22 protein-coding genes are annotated in these 21,936 nt (G+C 47.2%); 21 read left to right on the top strand and 1 reads right to left on the bottom strand.

Annotation, left to right across the window (positions count from 1 at the left end; all coding sequences use genetic code 11):
• Positions 1–12: 12 nt before the first annotated feature.
• The 11 genes from HY200_04020 (at position 13) to HY200_04070 (ending at position 10,032) form a co-directional block, all read left to right on the top strand.
• Entirely contained in the window at positions 13–783 is a 771-nt protein-coding gene (locus HY200_04020; protein MBI3594100.1) for a molybdopterin-dependent oxidoreductase, read from the top strand.
• 61 nt (positions 784–844) lie between these two features.
• Complete coding sequence (gene elbB / locus HY200_04025; protein MBI3594101.1) at positions 845–1,510, top strand: isoprenoid biosynthesis glyoxalase ElbB; 666 nt, start codon at positions 845–847, stop codon at positions 1,508–1,510.
• Positions 1,511–1,772: 262 nt separating this feature from the next.
• Positions 1,773–4,562 carry a diguanylate cyclase gene (locus tag HY200_04030; GenBank protein ID MBI3594102.1) on the top strand — a complete coding sequence of 930 codons (2,790 nt, stop codon included), beginning with the start codon at positions 1,773–1,775 and terminating at the stop codon, positions 4,560–4,562.
• Positions 4,563–4,706: 144 nt separating this feature from the next.
• Positions 4,707–5,099, top strand: coding sequence for a DoxX family protein (locus HY200_04035; protein ID MBI3594103.1), 393 nt, complete (start codon positions 4,707–4,709; stop codon positions 5,097–5,099).
• Positions 5,100–5,174: 75 nt separating this feature from the next.
• Entirely contained in the window at positions 5,175–5,612 is a 438-nt protein-coding gene (locus tag HY200_04040; protein MBI3594104.1) for a MarR family transcriptional regulator, read from the top strand.
• Between the two features lie 69 nt (positions 5,613–5,681).
• Positions 5,682–7,028, top strand: coding sequence for an SCP2 sterol-binding domain-containing protein (locus HY200_04045; protein ID MBI3594105.1), 1,347 nt, complete (start codon positions 5,682–5,684; stop codon positions 7,026–7,028).
• An 83-nt stretch (positions 7,029–7,111) separates the two neighbouring features.
• Complete coding sequence (locus tag HY200_04050) at positions 7,112–7,540, top strand: Rrf2 family transcriptional regulator (GenBank protein ID MBI3594106.1); 429 nt, start codon at positions 7,112–7,114, stop codon at positions 7,538–7,540.
• A gap of 118 nt (positions 7,541–7,658) precedes the next feature.
• Positions 7,659–8,483, top strand: a complete 825-nt coding sequence (locus HY200_04055; protein ID MBI3594107.1) for a dioxygenase — start codon at positions 7,659–7,661, stop codon at positions 8,481–8,483.
• Positions 8,484–8,495: 12 nt separating this feature from the next.
• Complete coding sequence (locus HY200_04060; GenBank protein MBI3594108.1) at positions 8,496–8,945, top strand: DoxX family protein; 450 nt, start codon at positions 8,496–8,498, stop codon at positions 8,943–8,945.
• A 66-nt stretch (positions 8,946–9,011) separates the two neighbouring features.
• On the top strand, positions 9,012–9,251 hold the full coding sequence (locus HY200_04065; protein ID MBI3594109.1) for a CDGSH iron-sulfur domain-containing protein: 240 nt from the start codon (positions 9,012–9,014) through the stop codon (positions 9,249–9,251).
• Positions 9,252–9,288: 37 nt separating this feature from the next.
• Positions 9,289–10,032 carry a pirin family protein gene (locus HY200_04070; protein MBI3594110.1) on the top strand — a complete coding sequence of 248 codons (744 nt, stop codon included), beginning with the start codon at positions 9,289–9,291 and terminating at the stop codon, positions 10,030–10,032.
• A gap of 88 nt (positions 10,033–10,120) precedes the next feature.
• On the opposite strand, the gene HY200_04075 is transcribed toward HY200_04070, so the two are convergent.
• Complete coding sequence (locus HY200_04075; GenBank protein MBI3594111.1) at positions 10,121–11,614, bottom strand: patatin-like phospholipase family protein; 1,494 nt, start codon at positions 11,612–11,614, stop codon at positions 10,121–10,123.
• 337 nt (positions 11,615–11,951) lie between these two features.
• On the opposite strand from HY200_04075, the gene HY200_04080 reads away from it, so the two are divergent.
• From HY200_04080 to HY200_04125, 10 genes are all read left to right on the top strand, one after another.
• A complete protein-coding gene (locus tag HY200_04080; GenBank protein ID MBI3594112.1) occupies positions 11,952–12,338 on the top strand; it encodes a cytochrome c in 387 nt (128 codons plus the stop codon).
• 64 nt (positions 12,339–12,402) lie between these two features.
• Complete coding sequence (locus HY200_04085; GenBank protein ID MBI3594113.1) at positions 12,403–13,644, top strand: NAD(P)/FAD-dependent oxidoreductase; 1,242 nt, start codon at positions 12,403–12,405, stop codon at positions 13,642–13,644.
• A 133-nt stretch (positions 13,645–13,777) separates the two neighbouring features.
• Positions 13,778–14,131, top strand: a complete 354-nt coding sequence (locus HY200_04090; GenBank protein MBI3594114.1) for a winged helix-turn-helix transcriptional regulator — start codon at positions 13,778–13,780, stop codon at positions 14,129–14,131.
• Positions 14,132–14,150: 19 nt separating this feature from the next.
• Complete coding sequence (locus tag HY200_04095; protein ID MBI3594115.1) at positions 14,151–15,542, top strand: TolC family protein; 1,392 nt, start codon at positions 14,151–14,153, stop codon at positions 15,540–15,542.
• The gene (locus tag HY200_04100) at positions 15,532–18,666 is read left to right on the top strand and encodes an efflux RND transporter permease subunit (GenBank protein MBI3594116.1); all 3,135 of its coding nucleotides are present in this window, start codon (positions 15,532–15,534) and stop codon (positions 18,664–18,666) included. The genes HY200_04095 and HY200_04100 overlap by 11 nt, the downstream gene beginning before the upstream one ends.
• A 35-nt stretch (positions 18,667–18,701) precedes the next feature.
• Positions 18,702–18,926: a DUF2892 domain-containing protein gene (locus HY200_04105; protein MBI3594117.1), complete on the top strand. Its 225-nt coding sequence runs from the start codon at positions 18,702–18,704 to the stop codon at positions 18,924–18,926.
• Between the two features lie 27 nt (positions 18,927–18,953).
• On the top strand, positions 18,954–19,376 hold the full coding sequence (locus HY200_04110; GenBank protein MBI3594118.1) for an OsmC family protein: 423 nt from the start codon (positions 18,954–18,956) through the stop codon (positions 19,374–19,376).
• A gap of 164 nt (positions 19,377–19,540) precedes the next feature.
• The gene (locus tag HY200_04115) at positions 19,541–20,194 is read left to right on the top strand and encodes a hypothetical protein (GenBank protein MBI3594119.1); all 654 of its coding nucleotides are present in this window, start codon (positions 19,541–19,543) and stop codon (positions 20,192–20,194) included.
• A 62-nt stretch (positions 20,195–20,256) separates the two neighbouring features.
• Positions 20,257–20,640, top strand: a complete 384-nt coding sequence (locus HY200_04120; protein ID MBI3594120.1) for a hypothetical protein — start codon at positions 20,257–20,259, stop codon at positions 20,638–20,640.
• Positions 20,641–20,790: 150 nt separating this feature from the next.
• Positions 20,791–21,912, top strand: coding sequence for a hypothetical protein (locus tag HY200_04125; GenBank protein MBI3594121.1), 1,122 nt, complete (start codon positions 20,791–20,793; stop codon positions 21,910–21,912).
• Positions 21,913–21,936: the final 24 nt, after the last annotated feature.

Consider the following 21,936-nt stretch of genomic DNA (forward strand, 5'->3'; position numbering starts at 1 on the left):
AGGAATGGAAATATGGCAGACCAAAATAACTGGAACCGTCGTCATTTCATCCGGGGCGCCCTTCTGGGAATCGCAGCGCTTACACTGTCCGGATGCGATTATTTGAGCAGGAATAAGACCTTTAAAAAAATGTTAGGGCAGGCCGAAATACTCAACCGCAAACTGCAAAAAGCAATCAGACCGAGAGCCGCGATGGCGAAAGAATTTTCTGAGGCGGACCTTACTCCGATTTTTCCCGTCAACGGGAACAGTAATCCTGAAAATGCGACCTATCAACAACATTTGAGGGAGGGATTTAAAAACTGGAAATTACCGGTGACCGGGTTGGTCGAAAATCCCCTGATGTTTTCGCTGAACGAAATAAAGGAAATGCCCTCCCGGGTTCAAATCACCCGGCATGATTGCGTGGAAGGATGGAGCGCTATCGGAAAATGGAAAGGGGTGAAATTGGGAGATTTATTGGAGAAAGTGAGTCTGAAACCTAATGCGCACTATGTCATTTTCCGTTGTGCCGATGCAGACGAGGACAACGTGGATTATTACGAAAGTATTGATCTCGAAGATGCTTTTCATCCTCAAACAATTCTTGCCTATGAATTGAATGATAAATCTCTCCCGGTTGCCAATGGCGCACCGATTCGTTTGAGGGTGGAGAGACAACTGGGTTATAAAATGGCTAAATTTATCATGGCCATTGAGGTGTCAGATCGTCTCGATTTGATCGGAGAGGGTCGTGGGGGTTACTGGGAAGATCAGGGATATGAATGGTACGCTGGAATCTAGTCCGGTTTGTGTCAGTGAATTCGTGACTTTCAACTAAACTATTTTACGGGGAGGAATACCCATGGCAAAAAGAATCGGATTAGTGTTGTCCGGGTGTGGTGCTAAAGACGGATCAGAAATTCATGAATCGGTCATTGCGCTGCTGGCCATTGACCGAGGTGGCGCCACCCCAATGTTCATGGCTCCAAATATTAACCAAACCAGTGTAATCAATCACCTGAACGGGGAGCTCTCTGAAGGAGAACAACGGAATATCCTTGTCGAATCCGCCCGGATCGCCCGGGGAAATATCGTTGATTTGAAAAATGTGCATGCGACAGATTTCGAGGCACTAATTCTGCCCGGAGGGTTTGGCGCCGCATCCAATCTTAGCGATTTTGGAATAAAAGGTGAAAATTGTCATGTTCAGCCGGAGGTTGCACGAATCATGAGGGAAACGCTTAAAGCTAAAAAACCGATTGGTGTCATTTGTATTGCTCCTTCGATCATGGCCAAGATGGCTCAGGAGGCGGGTATCAAAATTAAGTTAACCATCGGCAATGATCCCGGAACCGCTACGAAACTCAAGTTAATGGGGATTGAACACGTTGAATGCCCTGTGACGGAGATTGTGATTGATAGGGAGCATAAAATCGTTTCGACCCCGGCCTACATGTTGGCCAACCGGATTTCAGAAACTGCTGAGGGAATTGAAAAACTTGTTTCCGCGGTTATCGGCATGGCCTAACTTGCGACAAAAGGCTATAAATTTTCCTCATAGCGTATTTGACTTAGAGATTGGAGCTCAATTCTCGTTTTGGCTTTAAAAGCGGGCATCAAATCCAGCTTGCGTACCCATCTAGGTCCTCAAATCCCTTATTTTTCAATCCTCCAATCCTTAATTTAAATTAGAGAAATGCGCTTCGATCTTGAACTGGTGTATTTCGAAATCGGGGTTATACTTAAAGTGAAAAGGTCTCGTGTTATGGTCATCTGAGCTCATCTCAAAAATGATATTTCCTTTGATAGACCCGGCAAGCTATTTTTTTAACCCATATGCCCTTCCTCCGTTGTGTCTGGCGATCGTGATTCTCTCGTTAGGCCAGCTTTTTATTCTTTTTGAGTCCAGGAATCCCGTCAACATTTCGTTTTCTCTTTTTACCGCAAATATAGGGGTCTGGTTCTTTTGCTATGCGATGGTCTATTTCTCCGCCGTGGAATCGGCTGCCATCGGATGGGCGCGTATTGCAGCTCTTAGCGTCGCCTTCTTGCCGGTTACTGTTTATGGCTTTACTTTGCGGTTTCTTCACATCAAGGAAATGGGAAAGAAAACGGTCTTGTTGAGCTGGATCTTCTCTTCCATCTTCGGCTTCTCTGCGTTAAAAGGTCATTATCTCGTCGAAGGGGTCCATCGCTATTTCTGGGGATTTTACGCCATTTATGGCTGGATGGGAATTTTATTGATGTTCTATTTAACAGCTTACTTTATGCTCGGATTTTGGCATTTACAATCGGAATACAAAAGATCCGAATTCGGCATTCAAAAAACGCGAATCAAACTTGTGATCATGGCTGTTTCTGTAACTTCCCTTGGAATGGTCGACTTCATTGCAAAATTCAAAATCTCGTTCTATCCGTTTGGATATCTTCCTATATCGATTTCCCTTTTTATTTTCTATTGGCTCATTCGCCGCTATAATCTTGTCGATCTGTCACCTGAATTTGCAGCAAAGGAGATCCTGAAGACCATGCAGGGTGCCGTTCTCGTTCTGGATATGAAAGGGAATATCCGGGTTGTGAATCAGGCTGCGTGTGAAATGCTCGGTTATGACATTGATGAAGCAAGAGAATTGTCGATCTTATCAGTGGTGAATGCCCGTCAGATTGATCCTCTCTCCAATCAATTTACGGGAACCAAGAATCTGCGAATGGTCTGGATGAAAAAGGATGGTCAAAAAGTCGAAGTCAGCGTGTCGACATCCCTCATTGACGATCAGAAAGGATTTCCGCTCGGAATCGTCTGTGTCGCTCTGGAAATTACCGAATTGGTCTGCATCCAGGAGGCACTCCGGGTACTCGTTGAAGTCACGACCAAAGTCGCTGATTCTGAAAACAGGGACCTCCTCATTACCCGGTGTCTGGAAACCATATGCCGGCTCAAGAACCTGGACCTGGGACAGGCATGGATTCCTGACGAAACGTCTGAATTCCTTTCCTGCTCTCCGAAATCCTATTGTTCGACCTATGATATGACTTCATTCAGGAAAGAGAGTTTAGAAGTGAAGTTCAGAAGAGGGGAGGGAATCCCAGGTCTGATCTGGCATTCAAATTATCCCCGCGGTTTTAGCGACCTTGCAAAGAGCGAAAATAGCCCGCGTGGTATTCACAGTTTTGACGTTCAGTTCCGGTCTGCTTTTGGCTTCCCAATTGTGATACAAGATAGACTTCTGGCGGTTTTTGAATTTTTTTCAACCGATCTGTGGTGCCCGGATCATCATTTTGTGGAGGCCGTACAGAAATTAAGTACCCATCTGGCAGTGGTATTGGAACGGATTCAGATGCAGGATACCATTGAACAGCAGGCTATCCGGGACAGTCTGACGGATCTGTATAATCGAAGGTATTTCGATCTTCAATTTGAACACGAACTGGAAAGGTCTCGCCGTAGCGGTAATTCTTTCGCCTTGATCATCTGCGATGTCGATAATTTTAAAGTCGTGAATGATATTTGCGGCCATCAGGTCGGGGACGTTTTGTTAAAAGCGATTGGCAATTCTGTTCTTTTGGCGGCGCGCGGTTCCGACTTGAGTTTCCGCTGGAGAGGAGATGAGTTTGCTGTCATTGTTACCGGAGTCTCAAGGGAAGGGGCTAGAATAGTCGGAGAGCGAATCAGAACAAACCTCCTGGCCTTGAATGAAAGGGCAGAATTCGGGAACAATATTGATCTTAGCGTCGGAATCGCACTGTTTCCTGAACATGGCAATACCTGCGAATCATTGATTCAATCGGCCGATCGCGCACTTTATATCGCTAAAAAGAGCGAAGAGAAGATTCAGATCGGGCAGGATAAATACCGTCTCGATTCGGGAACCATCAAGATCGTCTTCCAGCGGATCATCTCCATTCCGGATGGAGGAATTATCGGTTATGAGGCGCTCAGTCGCGACCCTAACGAACAGTATAGTGTTCATAGCCTTTTTAAAAAATATCAGGCCATTGGAAAACTGATGGAACTCAAACGGATCTGTTTTATGGAACAGATCAAAAAGAGTGAGAAAATTGGACTTTCAAGAGTTTTTGTCAATATCGATTTTATCCTCCTCGATCAGATGGAACCATTTGCAGTTCCTCCTCATACCGAAGTCATTTTAGAAATTTCCGAGTTAGACGCGCTTCATGATATAGCACGACATCTTTTGATTGCAGAAAAATGGCGTGGACGTGGTTTCAAATTTGCGATTGACGATTTTGGGGCCGGATTCATCTCTTTGCCTTTTATGGCCAAATTGATGCCAGATTACATTAAACTGGATCGTTCGACGATGCTCCAGGCGGTCTCTAATCCCGCCTTTAGAATCTTTGCGACAGATCTTGTAAGAACCCTGAAACATTTTGTGGTGTCCGGCATTGTTGTGGAAGGGGTGGAAACACCAGAGGAACTCCAGGTGGTCAAAGAGATGGGAATCGATATTGTCCAAGGATTTCTTTTTGGAGAGCCTGCGGAATTGGAAGAGACCCATACCGAAAACCTCAATCGTCCAATTTCCATTACCCATCATTTCTTTCAATCCCCAAAATGACAGCGCCAGCACCTGCCATGATGAAAGAAAGTCGCTTATTATCCCATTGCCATTTTTGTTGAGTCAAGATAGGCTGGGTCTTAAGGGATCCCATCTAGGGCATCCATTTCACATATCACACAGGGATGATACGGGGAGGGGTAAATGACTTCGAACAACAAAAGAGATAAGATGGTTTGGGCGGGCCGGGTCGTCACGGTACTGGTCGCGCTTCCGTTCTTTCTGAGCGCGTTTATGAAGTTTTCGGGCAATCCCAAAATGGTTCAAGGCTGGAACCACCTCGGCTGGCCCGAGTCGATGGTGACGGTGATCGCTATTCTCGAGATTACTTCCGTTCTGCTTTACCTTGTCCCGCAAACCTCTACCCTGGGAGCCATCCTCATGACGGGCTATCTCGGCGGTGCGATCGCCACCCACTTGCGAATTGGCGAGCCGGTTTTCATGCAGGTGCTCTTTGGCGTCCTGATCTGGGGAGGTCTTTACCTTCGCGAATCCTCACTGCGTCAGATCTTACCGATCCGAAAACTTTCAGATTAGATAAACAAAAGGTTGTCTGGGTCAGGACAATTTGTGCTTGACATTTCCCATAAACATGTATATACATATAATGACATGCCAAAAGTATTCAAAAGCACCCAAAATCCGCGTTTTGTCTTACCCTGCGCTTGCGCCAATTTAAGAAGGGCGGCAAGAATTGTCACGAAGCTTTATGACAGAGCGTTTTCGGATACCGGGATTGAGGTGACACAATTTTCCATTTTGATGGCGCTTTCAAAATCCGGAGAGATTACCCAGGGGAGGTTAGGAGAACTTTTGTCTCTCGATTCGACCACTTTGACACGGACGCTGAAGCCGCTGATGAAGAGCGGATGGCTCCAGGTCCGGTCTGGAACGGACCGTCGGGAACGTTGGGTGGGTCTCACCCCGGCCGGTCAGAAAAAATATGATTCGGCAATACCCCGGTGGGAGGAGGCTCAACAGGCATTAAAAGGGAAGCTCTCGCCTCACAAATATGACGTCCTCATGGGCTTGCTGGTGGAACTGGCCTGAAAGAGACCATTTTTTTATCCATTTACATGTATATACATATAATATCAACGGCGAAAGAAGGAGTCATTTATGGCGCTGAGCGAACATCCCACCGTCAAGAAGTTCTATCATGGAAATGGAACCACGCCTGCGGAAACGGGATCCATTAAACTGAAAGCGGAAGCGTTGCGCCAGCTCTGTCTGGATGCAGGTGCGGGAGATATCGGATTTGTAGAAATAGGCCGCCCGGAGATTTCAAACCAGAAGGCTGAAATTCTCGCTGTTTTCCCTTCCACCCGATTCCTGATCAGTATCGTATGTAAAATGAATCGAGAGAACATTCGTACACCCGCCAGATCTGTGGCCAATCTCGAGTTTCACCATACCACGGACGAGGTGAACGAAGTGGCACGTCGAATCGTACAGAAACTGGAATCGGCCTGCATCCGGGCGATGAATGGAGGCGCCGCTGGATTTCCGATGGAAGCGGACCGTTGGGGCGCTAAAATGTGGCTCATTTCGCATAAACCGGTTGCCGTGGCGGCAGGTATGGGACAGATGGGGATTCATCGCAATGTGATTCATCCCCGGTTTGGCAATTTTATTCTCCTCGGTACGGTATTGGTCGATGCCGAACTCGATACCTTCTCCCAACCCCTTGATTACAATCCGTGCCTGAGCTGTAAATTATGTGTGGCGGCATGCCCAACGGGAGCGATTGGGGCGGACGGTCATTTTAATTTTTCCGCCTGCTACACACACAACTACCGGGAATTTATGGGTGGTTTCAACGATTGGGTAGGAAAGGTGGTCGAAAGCAAAACCACCCAGGATTATCGTCAAAAGGTCTCTGATGCCGAGACGGTTTCCATGTGGCAAAGTCTTTCATTTGGAGCAAATTACAAAGCCGCCTACTGTTTAGCGGTCTGTCCTGCGGGTGAGGATGTGATTGCACCTTTTCTCACAAGCCGGAAAGAGTTTGTGGAGTCTGTTTTGAAACCGCTTCAGGAAAAACCTGAAATCATTTACGTGGTTCCCGGGTCCGATGCGGAAGAGTATACCGGCAAACATTTTCCCAATAAGAAAGTGAAAAGAGTGGGAAATGGACTTTCGGGTCAAACATCGGTTGAGGAATTTTTACGCGGACTGCCGCTGGTATTTCAGCGGGGCCGGGCCCAAGGGATCGATGCGACTTACCACTGGACGTTCACCGGGAAAGAGGAGAGAAAAGCGACGGTAATTATCCGGCATCAGGAGTTTCAGGCCAAGGATGGCCATCAGGGTTTGGCCGATGTTCATGTGACTGTGGATAGTGCCACCTGGCTGAGGCTTCTTCGAAAAGAGAGTTCGATCATCTGGGCCGTGGTTCGAAGAAAAATCAGGATCCGGGGAAGGCTCAAGCTCCTTCTGGCATTCGGCCGTTGTTTTCCGTCTTAGTAAATTGGTCAATTCGACCACGATCCGGAGGAATCCATTATTTTGTTGACAAGAACAAAAAATAGAACTATTGTAGTTACAGTATGGCAGCCAATAGCAAATTTGCAGTCGCAACCCATATCCTTACAAGCCTGGCCTTGATATCTGAAGAGCCTGACGAGGCAGGCTTGATCAACAGCGCGTATATTGCGAGTAGTGTCAATACCAACGCAGTCGTTGTTCGAAGGATTGTATCGGAGCTGGTGAAGGCGGGACTGGTCATCAGCCATCAGGGAAAAGGAGGAGGGCTTGAACTCGGAAAATCCCCAGAAAAAATTACCCTTCTGGATGTCTATGAAGCGATGGGTGAGATGCCGTTATTTGCCTATAATCCGAATAAACCGAATCCAAAGTGCCCGGTGAGTGTAAAAATGGCTCAAATCTTGAAACCGGTCTTTTCGGAGGTTCAGAATGGGGTCAAAGAACGGCTTGAAGAGATCAAATTATCGGATCTGGTCCATAAAATAGCGTAGACATTTTTTTTGGCCAATACTGTAACTAAAAAGGTTACTAAAATCGGATTTAAATGATGTTTTTTCGGTCGTTTAAGGTGATGGAACAGGTTAATCTGGTCAGAAAGGAGAGTTTGCAATGAAAACGTTTAAAATGCCAGTTGCATTCATGAGCGATTTTGGACCGATGCCGGCAATTGAGAATGACGACTACACGATGGCCCTGGAAAGAGTCGGGAGGGATCTTCCGCGCCCCAGGGCGGTAGTGGTCATGTCAGGCCATTGGGCGGCGGGTGAGACGCTTTCGGTTACATCGGCCTTAAAGCCGGAGATGATCTATGATTTTTATGGTTTCCCGGAGAAGTTTTACCAGGTCCGGTATCGCTGCCAGGGAGATCCCGAAACCGCGGCCGAAGTGGTTCGCCTCCTGACGGCGGCAGGGTTCAGTGCCAACACGGATCCCGACCGGGGAATTGATCACGGAGCATGGGTACCACTTTCAAGGGTCTATCCAAGAGCCGATATTCCGATTGTTCAATTGACCGTACCAGCAGGTGAAGATCCGCGTAAGATTATGGCGATCGGCAGGGCGCTTAAACCCCTACGGGAGAAAAGGATACTCCTTGTCGGATCAGGAACGCTTGTTCACAATTTAAGGCTTGTGAGGTTTGGGAGCCTGAAAGCGGATGAATGGGCAGAGGCCTTCGATCGCTGGGTGGGCACACGGCTCGATAACGGATCAATAGATGAAATTGTCCATTACAAGACGCTGGCGCCATCGGCCAATCTGGCTGTGCCGACTTCGGAACATTTCGATCCGCTCTTCTTTGTACTGGGTGCCGCTGGACGGGAAGAGCCGGTCCATTTCTTTCGAGCCATCCGCCATGGGAGCGGATCACTTCGAATTATTGGCTTCGGAATGCGGAACGAGAACGACGAACCTGAATCGAATATCAATCATTAAGAGGAGGATATCATGAAGTTTCTTTTTCAGACAGAAGATCGCATTGCCAGTCTCATTATACGTGTGACACTCGGAATGGTCTTTTTTTTCCATGGGGCTCAGAAATTTCTGGGGTGGTACGGCGGCTTCGGGTTCACGGGAACCGTTGGATTTTTCACCTCGCAACTCCAGATTCCCTATCTGCTTGCGGTGTTGATTGTCTTCACGGAATTTTTCGGGAGTCTGGGTCTCATTGCAGGACTGCTCAGTCGAATTGCCGCGTTTGGAATCGCTTGTGTCATGGCGGGCGGGATCTGGATGATTCATTGGCAAAACGGTTTTTCCATGAATTGGTATGGAAAACAGGCGGGAGAAGGGATAGAGTTCAGTCTTCTCGTTCTTGGGATGAGTCTGGCCTTAATAATCTCCGGTTCAGGGAAATGGTCGCTCGATCGGATCATTTCGAATAAAATGGCGAAATAAAGAGAGGGCGTGGGGAATTTTATTCCGCGTTAATCATTTACAAATAACAAAAATGGAGGAAATACAATGGGAAAACCGGTGATTGCTCAAAAAAGTCCTTATGTCAAAGAGATGGGACCTGGAACTTATTACTGGTGTGCATGTGGGAAATCCGCGAATCAGCCTTTTTGTGACGGTTCCCACAAGGGGTCAGAATTTAGTCCGCTGGAAGTCAAGATTACCGAAAAGAAAACGGTCGCCTGGTGCGGGTGCAAAATGTCGGGAAATAAGCCATTCTGTGATGGCTCTCATAAGAAACTTCCGTAAGCTTTTCTAAATTAGAGTTCAAAACAAGGAGACTCCGATGAATCTCAAGGAAAAAAGATCCATAGACATCCGGAAAGGAGGAGAGCGATTCCGGACCCGGACCGACTGGCTGGATTCCCGGCACAGCTTTAGTTTCGGGAATCAATACGATCCGGATAACGTAGGCCATGGACTCCTCATCGTCAATAACGATGATATCGTTCTCCCTGGCACCGGTTTTATGACCCATCCCCACCGGAATATGGAGATTCTGACATGGGTTCTGGAAGGGGAACTGGAGCATCAGGATTCTGAAGGAAACCGGGGAGTCATTTATCCCGGACTTGCTCAGCGCATGAGCGCGGGGAGAGGCATCTGGCACTCCGAAATCAATCCCAGCAAAATAAAACCGGTCCGTTTTATTCAGATGTGGGTTCTTCCCGATACTGAGCGGATCGATCCCGGGTATGAGCAACTGGATGTGACGCCTCAGCTTGAAAAGGGGGGAATGGTTCTCATTGCTTCCGGGAAAGGAGATCAGGCCGCCATCTTTATTCGCCAGAAAGGGGCGGCACTATGGGGAGGAAAGCTGAAGCCGGGAGAGATATCTCGGATTCCAGACACGCCATTTGTACATCTCTATGTCACAAATGGCATGCTTGAACTTGAAAATTCCGGCGTGCTTCAGGCCGGGGATGCTGTCAGATTGACTTCCGCCGGATCGTTACGGATCACAGCCGATTCTAAAATGGGCGCCAATATCTTGATTTGGGAGACAATCCAGAATGTTACTTCATCTTAATCAAAGGAAATAACCGATGCGTCTATCTGGTCAAATGCCGGATGTCACTGCCGGTGGCATTGCGGGATAGAATCCCCGTGGAACCAGATTAAAAATCATCGTCCCAGAGGATCTTTCCCTCTTCACTGACTAACGCAACGCATACACGGTCTTTTTGTCGATCAAATCTGAAGTTCAGTAATTCCTTTTCTGTTGCATTATACATTGCATTGAAAGCCCGGGCAGCTTCCTTGCTTTTCCAGAATTCATACGTGTCAATCGTCTTTTTTACGAAAATCTTTTGAGGACAAATGGCAAATACATTGATCTTCTCATGGGTTCGTTGTAAGGCACGGGCAAGCGGACTTTCCCCCGGCAAGGAAGCCGGTAGTCCGAGCTGACGGCGGCTTTCCTGGGCATCTTTACGCAATTCGGCAAGTTCGTCATAGAGATAAATCATCTTAAACCCATTTCGCTCCAGAATGCCCTGGCGAACATCCATGACCCGGAAAATACGGGCAAGCACCGAGGTTAGATTGGGTTCCTCTTCAAAGTCAGAATTGAGCGGCAAGACAAACAGGAGGTCGCAATGATGTACCGCGGCAATCACACTCGGAAGATTATCAATCACTCCGCCATCTTCAAAATATTGACCCTTTCTTTTGAAATACGGAAAGAGCGGGGGCAGATCCATAGAGGTAAATACCGCCGCTTTTAATTCTTCCATAAATTTTGTGCTTTCTCCGGCAGGGTCGAGAATATCGTATTTTATTCCGGAAATAGGCACAGGCGCGGCTTCATTGGTGGCACACTCCAATTCTCCGGTCCTTACATTTGAACGGGTGAAAAAGAATTTGATCTCGGATGCTCGAATCGTATCGGATATTTTCTGATCCTTGCAAAACAGGGATTCAAAAACATTTTGCCAGGGTATTGAAGAGAGAAAGGCATTTCGGAAAAAGGGAATGTACCAGGAGGGTGCTGTAAGCGATTTTGCGTTGATCAATCCCCACCAACGTTCGTGAATACTCTTGCCCTGCCATTCCGGATAGGGCTGGATGAACCGGGCAAGCCAGAACAGGGCATTCCATGAACCAATCGAAGTTGCGGCAATTACCTTGACTTTTTCAAGTGCGCCCCTTTTTTCCAGGAAGCGATAGATGGCTTTCATTGATCCGGCCTGGAACGCCCCTTTCGCTCCTCCTCCCGCCAAAACGATACCGATCCGCTTTACATGATCAAATTCCTTTGAAGTGGTTACCGGCACGTTCATCGTACTTGGTATGCCGGAGGGATAATGTTGAGGTTTCCATTTTAGCCAGATGAGGATCCCATTGAGCAGGACAGACAGATTGTAGGCCACAATGAATCCTAGAACCAGGATAAGCATCAGAAAATTCGCCAAAAGGAATTCATTGAAATTATTGAGAAGGGGATTGGTCGAACCCGTGGGGAAGAACAGTGCCAATAAATCCCTGGTCCACCGGAATCCATAAAAAATCCAAAAAAGTGTCATGAAGAAAAAGGATATGGAGAAAGCCCACGGCAAACGAAATAGGATCCAGACCGGCAGGAAAGAGACCTGTTTCAGGATATTCATCATGGTATTATTCACAATCCCTCTATTTTTGTGCCGAGCTGATCTTAAATCAATCCAGAGCATACAGGCCAGATTTTGAATGGGTGACCTTTGGACGCTATGTCGAATTAGAGATTAGTCATCTCGCCACCACATTTCAAGACATTCCGACTTCTTAAGGGAATAGAGATCTCGTGCGGTTATTTTAATTTCACAAAATGTGTTGATATCTATCTTGGTCCTGATGCTAATATCATGTGAGTGCCAATGTATCAGTCGATCATTCTCAATTCAAGAAAGTTGAATGAATGTTCAAGGGCTGGCGCAATCGTGGAGCATATTAACGAGAGAGGAAGATATCATGATTAATTTCAATAAGGGGATTTCTAATCAATTTCATATTCTGAAAAGAATCGGCGTATTCATTATATCTATTTTTACTTTTGTCTCTTTGTCTGCGACCCATACGAAACCCGTTTTGGCTCTCGACAATGAAGCGATGAGAGGAAAAGAGATTTTCGCTAAGATGGTCTGCTCAGCCTGTCATCAGATACATGGAGAGGGGGCGCAAGTCGGTCCGGATCTATCCTACGTCGGGGACAAACGAGACCGAAAATGGCTGCTCGCTCACTTTAAAGATCCGAAAAGCCTTTCACCGAATTCCATGATGCCCCCGGTCGCCCTGCCAGAGTCTGATTTGGCCGCCTTAACGAATTATATGTTGAGCTTGAAAAAAGAGAACAAATGAAAATGGGTTTGGAATCGGAAACGGGATCTCAAATGAACGCAAGTTGAAACAATAGGAGCAAGTTATGGCGAAGATTGTCATTATCGGAGCGTCGATTGGAGGTCTCCCTGCGGCTTATGAATGCGCTGACCTTCTGGGCAAAAAACATGCGGTTTCGGTCATTTCCAATGTTGATTTCTTTCATTTTGTTCCATCGAATCCCTGGGTCAGCGTGGGATGGCGAACACGAGCGGACATATCTTTTCCCCTGGCGCCTATTCTTGAGAAGAAGGGGATTGAATTTATTCAGTGTCCGGCCGAACGAATTGACCCGAAATTATCACAAGTGATGACCGCCAAGGGGACGGTTTCCTATGATTATCTGATTATTGCAACAGGTCCGAAGCTCAATTTCCCGGCGATTCCCGGGCTTGGACCAAGTGGCTACAGCCAATCGATTTGCACGGTATCTCATGCCGAACAGGCGTGGGGAGCCTATCAGGGATTCCTGAAAGATCCTGGTCCGATTGTCGTCGGTGCGGCTCAAGGGGCTTCCTGTTTTGGCCCTGCTTACGAGATGGCTTTTATCTTATCTTCTGATCTTAGAAAGAAAAAAATCCGGCGAAAGGTTCCGATCACGTTTATTACTCCCGAACCTTATATTGGCCACATGGGACTTGCGGGCGTAGGAAAATCGAGACGGGCGATGGAGGATGAATTTGCGGACCAGGATATCAAATATGTTGTGAACGCCAGCATTAAGGAGGTCAAACCGGGTGCAATGGTGCTGGAAAGTGGACAGGAAGTTCCTTTCCGGTATTCGATGATTATCCCGTCGTTTACCGGCGTCGACGCGGTAGCGCAGACCGAAGGACTTTGCAATCCAAAAGGGTTTGTTAATATCGATAAATACCAGGCCAATCCGCTCTACAAGAATATCTATGCGGTCGGTGTCTGTGTGGCGATTCCGCCGGTGGAGGTTACTCAGGTTCCCACAGGAGCTCCAAAAACAGGATATATGATCGAGTCGATGGTCGCCGCCGCAGTTCACAATATCAAGGCGGATATTGAAAATAATCCGAAACGGGAGACTGCAACCTGGAATGCCATCTGTCTTGCAGATATGGGAGATACCGGAATTGCCTTTGTCGCGTTGCCGCAGATGGCCCCCCGGAATCTGAACTGGATGAAAAAGGGAAAATGGGTCCATCTGGCCAAAATCGGATTGGAAAAATATTTCCTGAATAAAATGAAAAAGGGGAAAACCGATCCCTTTTATGAAAAAGCCATTTTAAACCTGTTGGGGATCCCTAAATTGGAGAAATAGGAACGCCCGAGGCAACCTGCGGCTTCCTAAGATTCTGTCGATAGAATTTGTCCTTGCATTTTGTGGCGAAGAGGTGTAAATTAGTTCATATAAACGTTAACTAATTAAAATACATTTTAATGGATAATGAAATATGATCAGACCTAATCGACTTATTTATGAAATGCAGGCTGAAATTTGTTCCGCACTTGGCCATCCCTTGAGACTGGAGATTCTGGATCTCCTTTCGGACGGAGAAAAGAACAGTAGTCAACTACTCGAAACCTTGCATATTCCCAAGGCAAACCTTTCTCAACATCTTTCGGTTCTAAAGGATTCAGGATTAATCAAATCCCGCCGAGAGAGTCAATTCCAGTATTTCGAAGTCGCCATTCCCCAAATTAAAGATGCGTGCGAGATCGTAAAAAGAGTCTTGAATGAGAAAATGCACGGGCAGGAGCAAATTGCCGCCGAAGTAAAGCGGAAACTTAAATCAGGACAGCGCTAACGATCGTGAGTGATTTGAGATGATGACTCGTTTCGGACAACTGGCAAGGTTTTTGTTTCTGACGGTAGTCCTGAGTGTTTTGATTCCCTCAAACGCGAAGGGGGATCCGCCTCCGGTAGAATTGCCGTTCCTGGACGTTTGGTCTCTGGTTAAGGAAAATTCGATCTCTGAAAAGGCGGCGTTCCTTGAATTTGAGGCCATTCAGATTGAAAAAGAGAGAATCTCATACGAAAACGTTCCGCGAGTCTATTTGGATATGAGAGCTTTTTCAACGGATGACCCCGCTGTTTCATTTATGTCTATTCTGGGTCAAAGGGAGATTCGAACCGGCGATTTTGCACCGGAATCACTCAACTATCCTGGTTATCAGTTCTATCAGAAGGCTACTTTGGGAGCCGAGTGGAATCTGTATGATGGCGGATCGCGAAGTGCCAGACTTCGCTCACAGGATAAAGCGCTCCTGGCCAAGACCTACGGGACCCAGTATGACACGCTATACCTTTATCATGAGACGTTACTTCTTTTCGGGACATTCAAGATTTTTCAAAAAGAGTCCTCACAGCTCGAGAGTCTTTCAGACACGACCAGAGGTCTTTTGGAGAATTATCGAATCGGAGTTAAACGGAACCCGTTAGGGTATTCAGGCCTTCTGGGTCTTAAGAGTGTTGCAAACAGAATTAAGGAGGCAATCTCTGAGAACGACTCCCGAATCAGGCTGGTGAAAAATACGCTGGAAGAAAGAGGGGTCGGCCTCCCGAAACGATGGATCCCGGCAAAGGAGCCTGGTAAAGAGAGTATTCTGACTTTCGCCGATTACTTTCTTAAGCCAAATAAAAATTCCTTTGCCGAAAAAAAGTCCCCCCGGGCAGAAATGATGTTTGCGGAAGCCCAGGCTTCCGAACTTCAAATTGAAGGGGAGAAGGCCAAAACTCGCCCTCAGGTGGGTCTTTTTTCGGAAGGGTATCTTGCCGACGGGAACCGGGATGCCGCGGCTTCTTATGTGTTGGGACTCTATTTCCGATGGAATCTGCTCAGTTCAGAAACTTACCGCAAAACCGATCAGGCTAGAATCTCCGCCAGCGCCCTCAAAGCCCGCGCCGAGGATTTTCAACTTCAAGAAAAAATTGAGTTTGAAAATGCTTCTGTTTCCGCATCGGCGCTTCGGCAACGAATTGCTTTATTAGAGGAAAATACCGCTCTTCTGGAAGAGCAGTTGAAAACCTCGCAGAAACTTTTTGCGAGTGGATCGATAAACGTTCTTCAGTTAGTCGAGGTGATCAATCAAAAACTGGATCTAAACATTCGTCTGGGAAATGCCGAGGCAGAATATGTTCAGGCGAAAATAGTCCAGGCCAAAGGTTCAGGAGTTGAAATTCCGTTTTCAGGCAAGAGAGGCCCCTATGCCGAATAAAGGCGACAAGATGGGTGTGGCCGGACTTCTCTCTCATCTCTTTATTCAATCCAAACTTACACCCGTGGTGGTTATCGTCAGCCTTCTCCTGGGAATAGGTGCCGTTTGGCTGACTCCGAAAGAGGAAGAGCCGCAAATCACCCTTCCCATGGTCGATATTCAGACGGATGTGCCCGGATTTGAAGCGGCAGAGGTCGAAAGGCATGTGACCGAACCCATCGAGCGTGCGGTCTGGGGATTGAGCGGGGTGGAATATGTCTATTCATCCAGCAGTCCCCATTCGAGTCTGGTCACGGTCCGGTTTAAAGTCGGTGAGCCGTTGGAGCCGAGTCTGGTCAAAGTTCATCACAAACTGCTAAGCATCCGTAACGAACTTCCATCTGTGGCTCTCGCTTCGGAAGTAAAATCATTTTCAATTGATGACGTTCCTTTTTTGGCACTTACATTCAGATCCAGGACGCGGGACGATTTTTCATTGCGTACGCTGGTTGCTCCGCTTGCACGGGAACTTTCGAGTACACCCGATTTGAGCCGGGTCGAAATGCTCGGTGGACAAAAGAGAGCCGTTCGGGTGATTGCGGATCCGAAACTACTTGCTTCTCGGGGGGTCTCCCTGGTGGCCGTTGCAGATGCACTTCGGGCCAACGATGCTTTTGCACCGGCGGGGAAGACGTGGGACCGGAAAGCAATTTATGATGTCGAAATTGGAAAACGGCCGACCCGGGCTGAAGATATTGAAAGCATTGCCATCGGTCAAAGAGGCGGCAAGATCGTTCATATCAAGGATGTGGCAACCGTTGTCGATGGGCCGGAGGAGCAGACCCGGGCTTCCATTCTCTTCGACAAAGCAGAGGAAGGGTTTCCACAAAAAGCGGTCACGATTGTTTTTGCCAAACGGAAGGGCACGAATGTGGTTGTTCTTGCAAAGCAGCTTTTGGATCGGGCGGCGACATTTTCGAAAGCGCTTCCTCCGGATATCCGGATGACGGCTGTCCGAAACTACGGATCCACTGCTGCTGACAAGTCCAACGAATTGATCAAACACCTTCTTCTGGCCACGCTATCGGTGACAGTTCTTATTGCGATCATGATGGGGATCCGGGCATCGCTCATTGTCGCGATCGCCATCCCGGTCACTCTGTCGATTACGCTGATCATTTATTATTTTCTAGGATATACGCTTAATCGCGTAACTCTCTTTGCTCTGATCTTTTCGATCGGCATTCTGGTAGACGATGCGATTGTCGTCGTCGAAAATATCGAACGGCATCTGAGATCCGGAACGACGGGCGGTCTCACGCGAACGGTCATTCGTGCGGTTTCCGAAGTGGGGAATCCGACCATCCTGGCGACCTTTGCGGTGATTGCCGCAGTCCTGCCGATGGCGTTTGTCAGAGGGATGATGGGCCCCTATATGAAACCGATTCCCATTGGTGCAAGCCTCGCCATGATCTGTTCTCTTCTTGTTGCCTTTGTGATCACGCCGTGGGCGGCTATTCGATTTCTTCGCGTCCATCCGGAATCGAACCCGGTAAAAGGGCAGGAAAGTCTCCAAAAGAACGGATGTTTCGATCAAACCTACCGAACTGTGACCGGACGTCTCCTCTTTAATCCGCTATTGGCTTTAGGATCGGGTCTCCTCATCATGGCCCTGCTTGCCGTAAGCGGAAGCCTTATTTATTTGAAAATGGTCAAGGTGAAAATGCTTCCGTTCGACAATAAGAATGAGTTTCAGCTTTTAATCGATTATCCGCCGACAACCTCCCTGTCCGAAAGCTTACGGTGGTCGTCCGAATTGGCAGGACGATTGATCAAGAATCATGAAATCAAAGCGGTCCAGGTGTATGCGGGCGAACCTGCGCCCTTTTCTTTTTCCGGCATGGTCAAACATACCTATCTTCGCCGCCTCGATGCCGACAATGATCTCCAGGTCGTTTTGACCGACAAGAATGAACGAAAATTATCGAGTCATCAGATCATTGAAAGTCTCAGACCGGAAATTCTGGCATTCGGAAAGTCAAAAAATGCGGTAATCAAAGTCCTTGAAATACCTCCCGGACCTCCGGTTTTGGCTACGATGGTGGCAGAAATTTACGGTCCGACTGATGAAGTCAGAAAAACAGTTGCACGGGATGTCTATCGTGTCTTTCGGGAGGAACCAAGCGTCGTTGATCTCGATTATTCATGGCGTTTGGGAAGGCCCAGGGAGATTTATATGTACGACCAGGCCAAGGGCGGCCTGTTCGGAACGCACTCAAAACAGACCCTTGAGACGGGAAAATACCTTTTTTCTGAAACGCCACTCCTTTATCTCGATAATTTTTCCAGTCCTGAGGAAGTATCGATCGACCTGTCCATTGATCCAAAAATAAGATCAGGCAAAAAGCCTTTCAGTGGAGAAAATATCGCTTCTTATGAATCCGGGACCGTCTCCATGAGCCAGGTCATCCAGTCCCCCATCGTCAGGAACAATGAAACCATCTTTCGTAAGAATCTGAAGCCCGTCTCCTACGTGATGAGCGAACTCTCCGGATCAGAAGAAGCGCCCGTTTACGGCATTTTAAAAATGGCCCCGAAATTGCCCTATCCCACACAGACTGCGGAGATTCCATGGAACACAGCATCTCCAATCGTTAAGTGGGACGGGGAATGGTTTATCACGTATGAAGTCTTCAGGGATCTCGGCATCTCTTTCGCCTGCGTCATGCTCCTGATCTATATTTTGATGGTCGGGTGGTTTCGCAGTTTTGCCGTTCCGCTGGTAATCATGGTACCGATCCCGGTCAGCCTGATTGGAATTCTTCCCGGGCATCTGATAGTGGGTGCATTTTTTACGGCGACTTCCATGATTGGTTTTATTGCCGGAGCCGGAATTATTGTGAGAAATTCCATTATTCTGGTCGATTTTATCGACCGGCAGATCGAATCGGGTATGCCATTAAAAGAAGCGGTCATCCGTTCCGGGATTTTGAGGTTTAGGCCGATTCTGATGACCGGTGGCGCGGTCGTTGTCGGAAGTTCTGTCATGCTCTTTGACCCCATCTTTCAGGGCCTGGCAGTCAGCTTGATATTCGGGGAAATTGCGGCAACGATTTTAACCCCATTTACGTATCCAAGATTTTAAAAATGAAATTGAACTATAAGAGAAAGGAGAAAACGATGTCTATTGAAAACCAGATACGTGCCATCGTGGGCACATTGATTCTTGCAAGTATTGGATTGACGATTTATCAGTCGCCGTACTGGTTCTTTTTGACCGGGTTTGTCGGACTCAATTTGTTGCAGTCGAGTTTTACACAATTCTGTCCGCTTGAGATGATGCTTAAAAAAATAGAAGGAAAGAAGGAGTCATTCGGTTATCGCCCGGGCCGGAGAAACGGGTGAATCGAACATGATCAGAAAGGAAAGACAATGAGTGCTAATCAAGTTAGTCAGGAAAAAGAGTTGATGGTTATTTCCCCCGGAGAAGGGGTGGAACTGGAAATACGATATCGGAATCACAGCGTGATTGTGGACCAACCTCTTGATGCGGGAGGAAAAAATCGTGGAATGACGCCCGTTGAATTGTTCGTCGGGTCGCTTGGTGCGTGTATCGGTTATTATGCGGTCCGTTTCTGCTTGAGACACCAGTTGAAGACAGAAGGTCTTCAAGTATCCATAGGCTGGGCGTTTGAGGAGACCCCTCATCGGATTGGATCCATAACGGTACAGGTAAGTCTCCCAAAAGATTGGAATACTGATTTGAACCAACGTTTCCAGAAGGTGCTGGAAGGCTGTCCCGTTCATCAATCCATCAAATTTGAGCCAAAAATTCTGATTGCCCTGAAAAAATGATCAGAGCGGCGAACATTTCACTTTATTTCAAGAAATGTTCCCGGCACTACTTTGAATTGTGAGAGAGCTACCGGGTCAGATTACGGAAAAGTGTTGATATTTCCATTCAGGCAGAGGCCTAATAACCTTTTAGGCATACCTGTTTTCAGGAGGGATTGGATGACATGTGGGTTTTTAAGGTGTTCGGAATGTTGGTGATCTTGCTAGAAGGAGTACTTTTGCTGGCTTTTTGGGGAGGAGCTGTCTGGATAGGAGGTTGGAAAGGCGGCATGATTCTTCTTTCGGCAGTTTTGATGATTCTTATTCTCCCCTGGATAGGTCATCTTGAGGTTGAATTTGACCTGATCAAGGGATCAGCTAATATCAAGCTGGGGTGGTTTGCTCGAATTATAGTAGGAGACGGACCCGACCGGGAATCCCGATTCCGGTTTCTATTTTTTAGATGGCGTAGGCACACTGAATCAAGAAAAAGATCGAAAATCGGGAAGGTAAAAAATAAATCCGTATTAAATTTAAATCCGGAATCTTTAAGCCGGGGCGTTCTCGCTCTATTGCAAGGCATGAACGAATTGATTTGGGAGGCAGATGAAATATCCCTAAAGATTCAAGCGCCGACTCAGATCGATTTGGTCGACCAGGTCCTGGCCAGGGTTTTTGGAAAGCGCTTGTACGGTCCTCTTTTTCTAAGTGTTTCTGATGAAGGAGAAAGGGAGATTCTTATTCGATTCAGGATTGGACTCTTAAAAGGTTTCTTAATCGGCTTATATGCTTTGATACAGGGCCGTCCGCGACAAATGTGGCGGTCGGTCAAGGTTTGAGCAAGAAATAGAGTGGTCACAGAAAAGATATTACCCACACGCAAATAGAAGGATGGGAAGAAATGGCTGGATTCGATACCAACGAAATATTGGGAACCCTGATGACCGGAATTGCCAAAGTGGCAGAAACGGTTCAAATTATCCGGGAACCGATTGAGACGAACGGAAAGATGATCATCCCCGCCATAGTGGCCAAAGTGGCACTGGGGGCAGGCGGAGGTAGCGGGAAACGTATGGGTGGCGGAGGGGAAGAGGGAATGGGAAACGGCGGCGGAGGGGGTATGACTTTAACACCCGTTTTTCTGGTCATCGATGAAAAGGGAGAACGGCTCGTGACCGTTCCCGATGCTCTCAGTGCGGCTTCAGGACAGGTCATTCATAAAATCAAGGAAATGGCAGAAAGTTTTTTTTCGGGAAAGAGTCAACAGAAGGAAGAGAAGACCTAACGCTGTGTCAAGAAATTGGAATCGTGCTTGATGACGTCTGGGCCATTGAATCGAATTGACAGCCCCCTGTCGGCTAACTATACTGAGCCGGAATCCTGACAAACATTTTAAATGGTTCAATAATCAGTAGAATTAAATCGAGAAGGCCATATGAATAGAAAAAAAATGGAGTATTCGGGTATTTCTATCTTTTATTTTATTGTGATGATGGTTTTCTTTATTGTTAGTCCGAATGCGAAAGGAGAAGATTATCCCGAAAACTCGAAAGAGCAGTTCGGAAAGGGTCTCCTTTTCGGTGTTCCCGATATCAATGTTGAGTGGCATGGATTTATCAGCGTGGAATATTTTGACAATCAGGCCGATGCTGAAAATCCCATTCCTTCGTTTGATTCCCATAATTTTTATCTTTCGGCGAGAGCAGAAATTGGCACGGAACTGGTTCTTTTCGGAGAAGTTGAACATGAACATGGCGCAACTGTTAAAATTGATCGCGCATTCATGGATTGGCAAATTGAGCCCTATCTGACTTTTCGAATCGGCCGGTTTTACGTTCCTTTCAGTTACGAAAGGGTCAATTATTGGGCTCCTGCCAGACCGATGGCAAGCAGACCGTTTCTGGTTGATATTCCATTTCATGAGTGGTCGGACTCCGGGATTGAAATATTGGGGCGCACGGGAATGATCGGGTACGATTTCTCGATTGTAAACGGTCCAACGGCATTAACCGAGAATGGCATTGCAATTACGGATGATCGAGACAATAACCGAAACAAGGCGGTTGTCGGACGACTGAACTTTTTCCCGCTCCCTCTTTTACAGGCAGGAGTTGCCTATGCCCAGGGGATCTATAATATTGCCGGGGACAAGGCTTATCAGCTTTATGAAGTTGACGCCAGGTGGCGACCTGGGAAATTTGATATCTGGTTTGAATATGATAAGCGGACAGGGGACGACGAAGGTTGTTCCGCGAATAGCCCCCCCTGTGACCCTGCCTTTACGGGGGATGTTGCCAATAAAGAGGGATATTATGTTCTCGCTTCTTATAACCTGATTGAAGATCGGAAACGGATTCATTATCTCAAGCCGATCTTGCGTTTTGATACGATCAAAAGCAGTGATGCAGGATCGGGGTATCGGAGAGAAACAGTCGGCCTTAACTGGTCTCCCTTTGCTCATTTTTTATTGAGATCTGAATATGGCTACACTCAGGAAATCGACCAACCGAATCTTGCAAATGACGGTTATATGTTATCCGCCGTAATTGATTTCTAAAAGGGTCAATGGCTCCGTTGCGAT

It is taken from the genome of Nitrospirota bacterium (assembly GCA_016194305.1).
Lineage (GTDB): Bacteria > Nitrospirota > Nitrospiria > JACQBW01 > JACQBW01 > JACQBW01.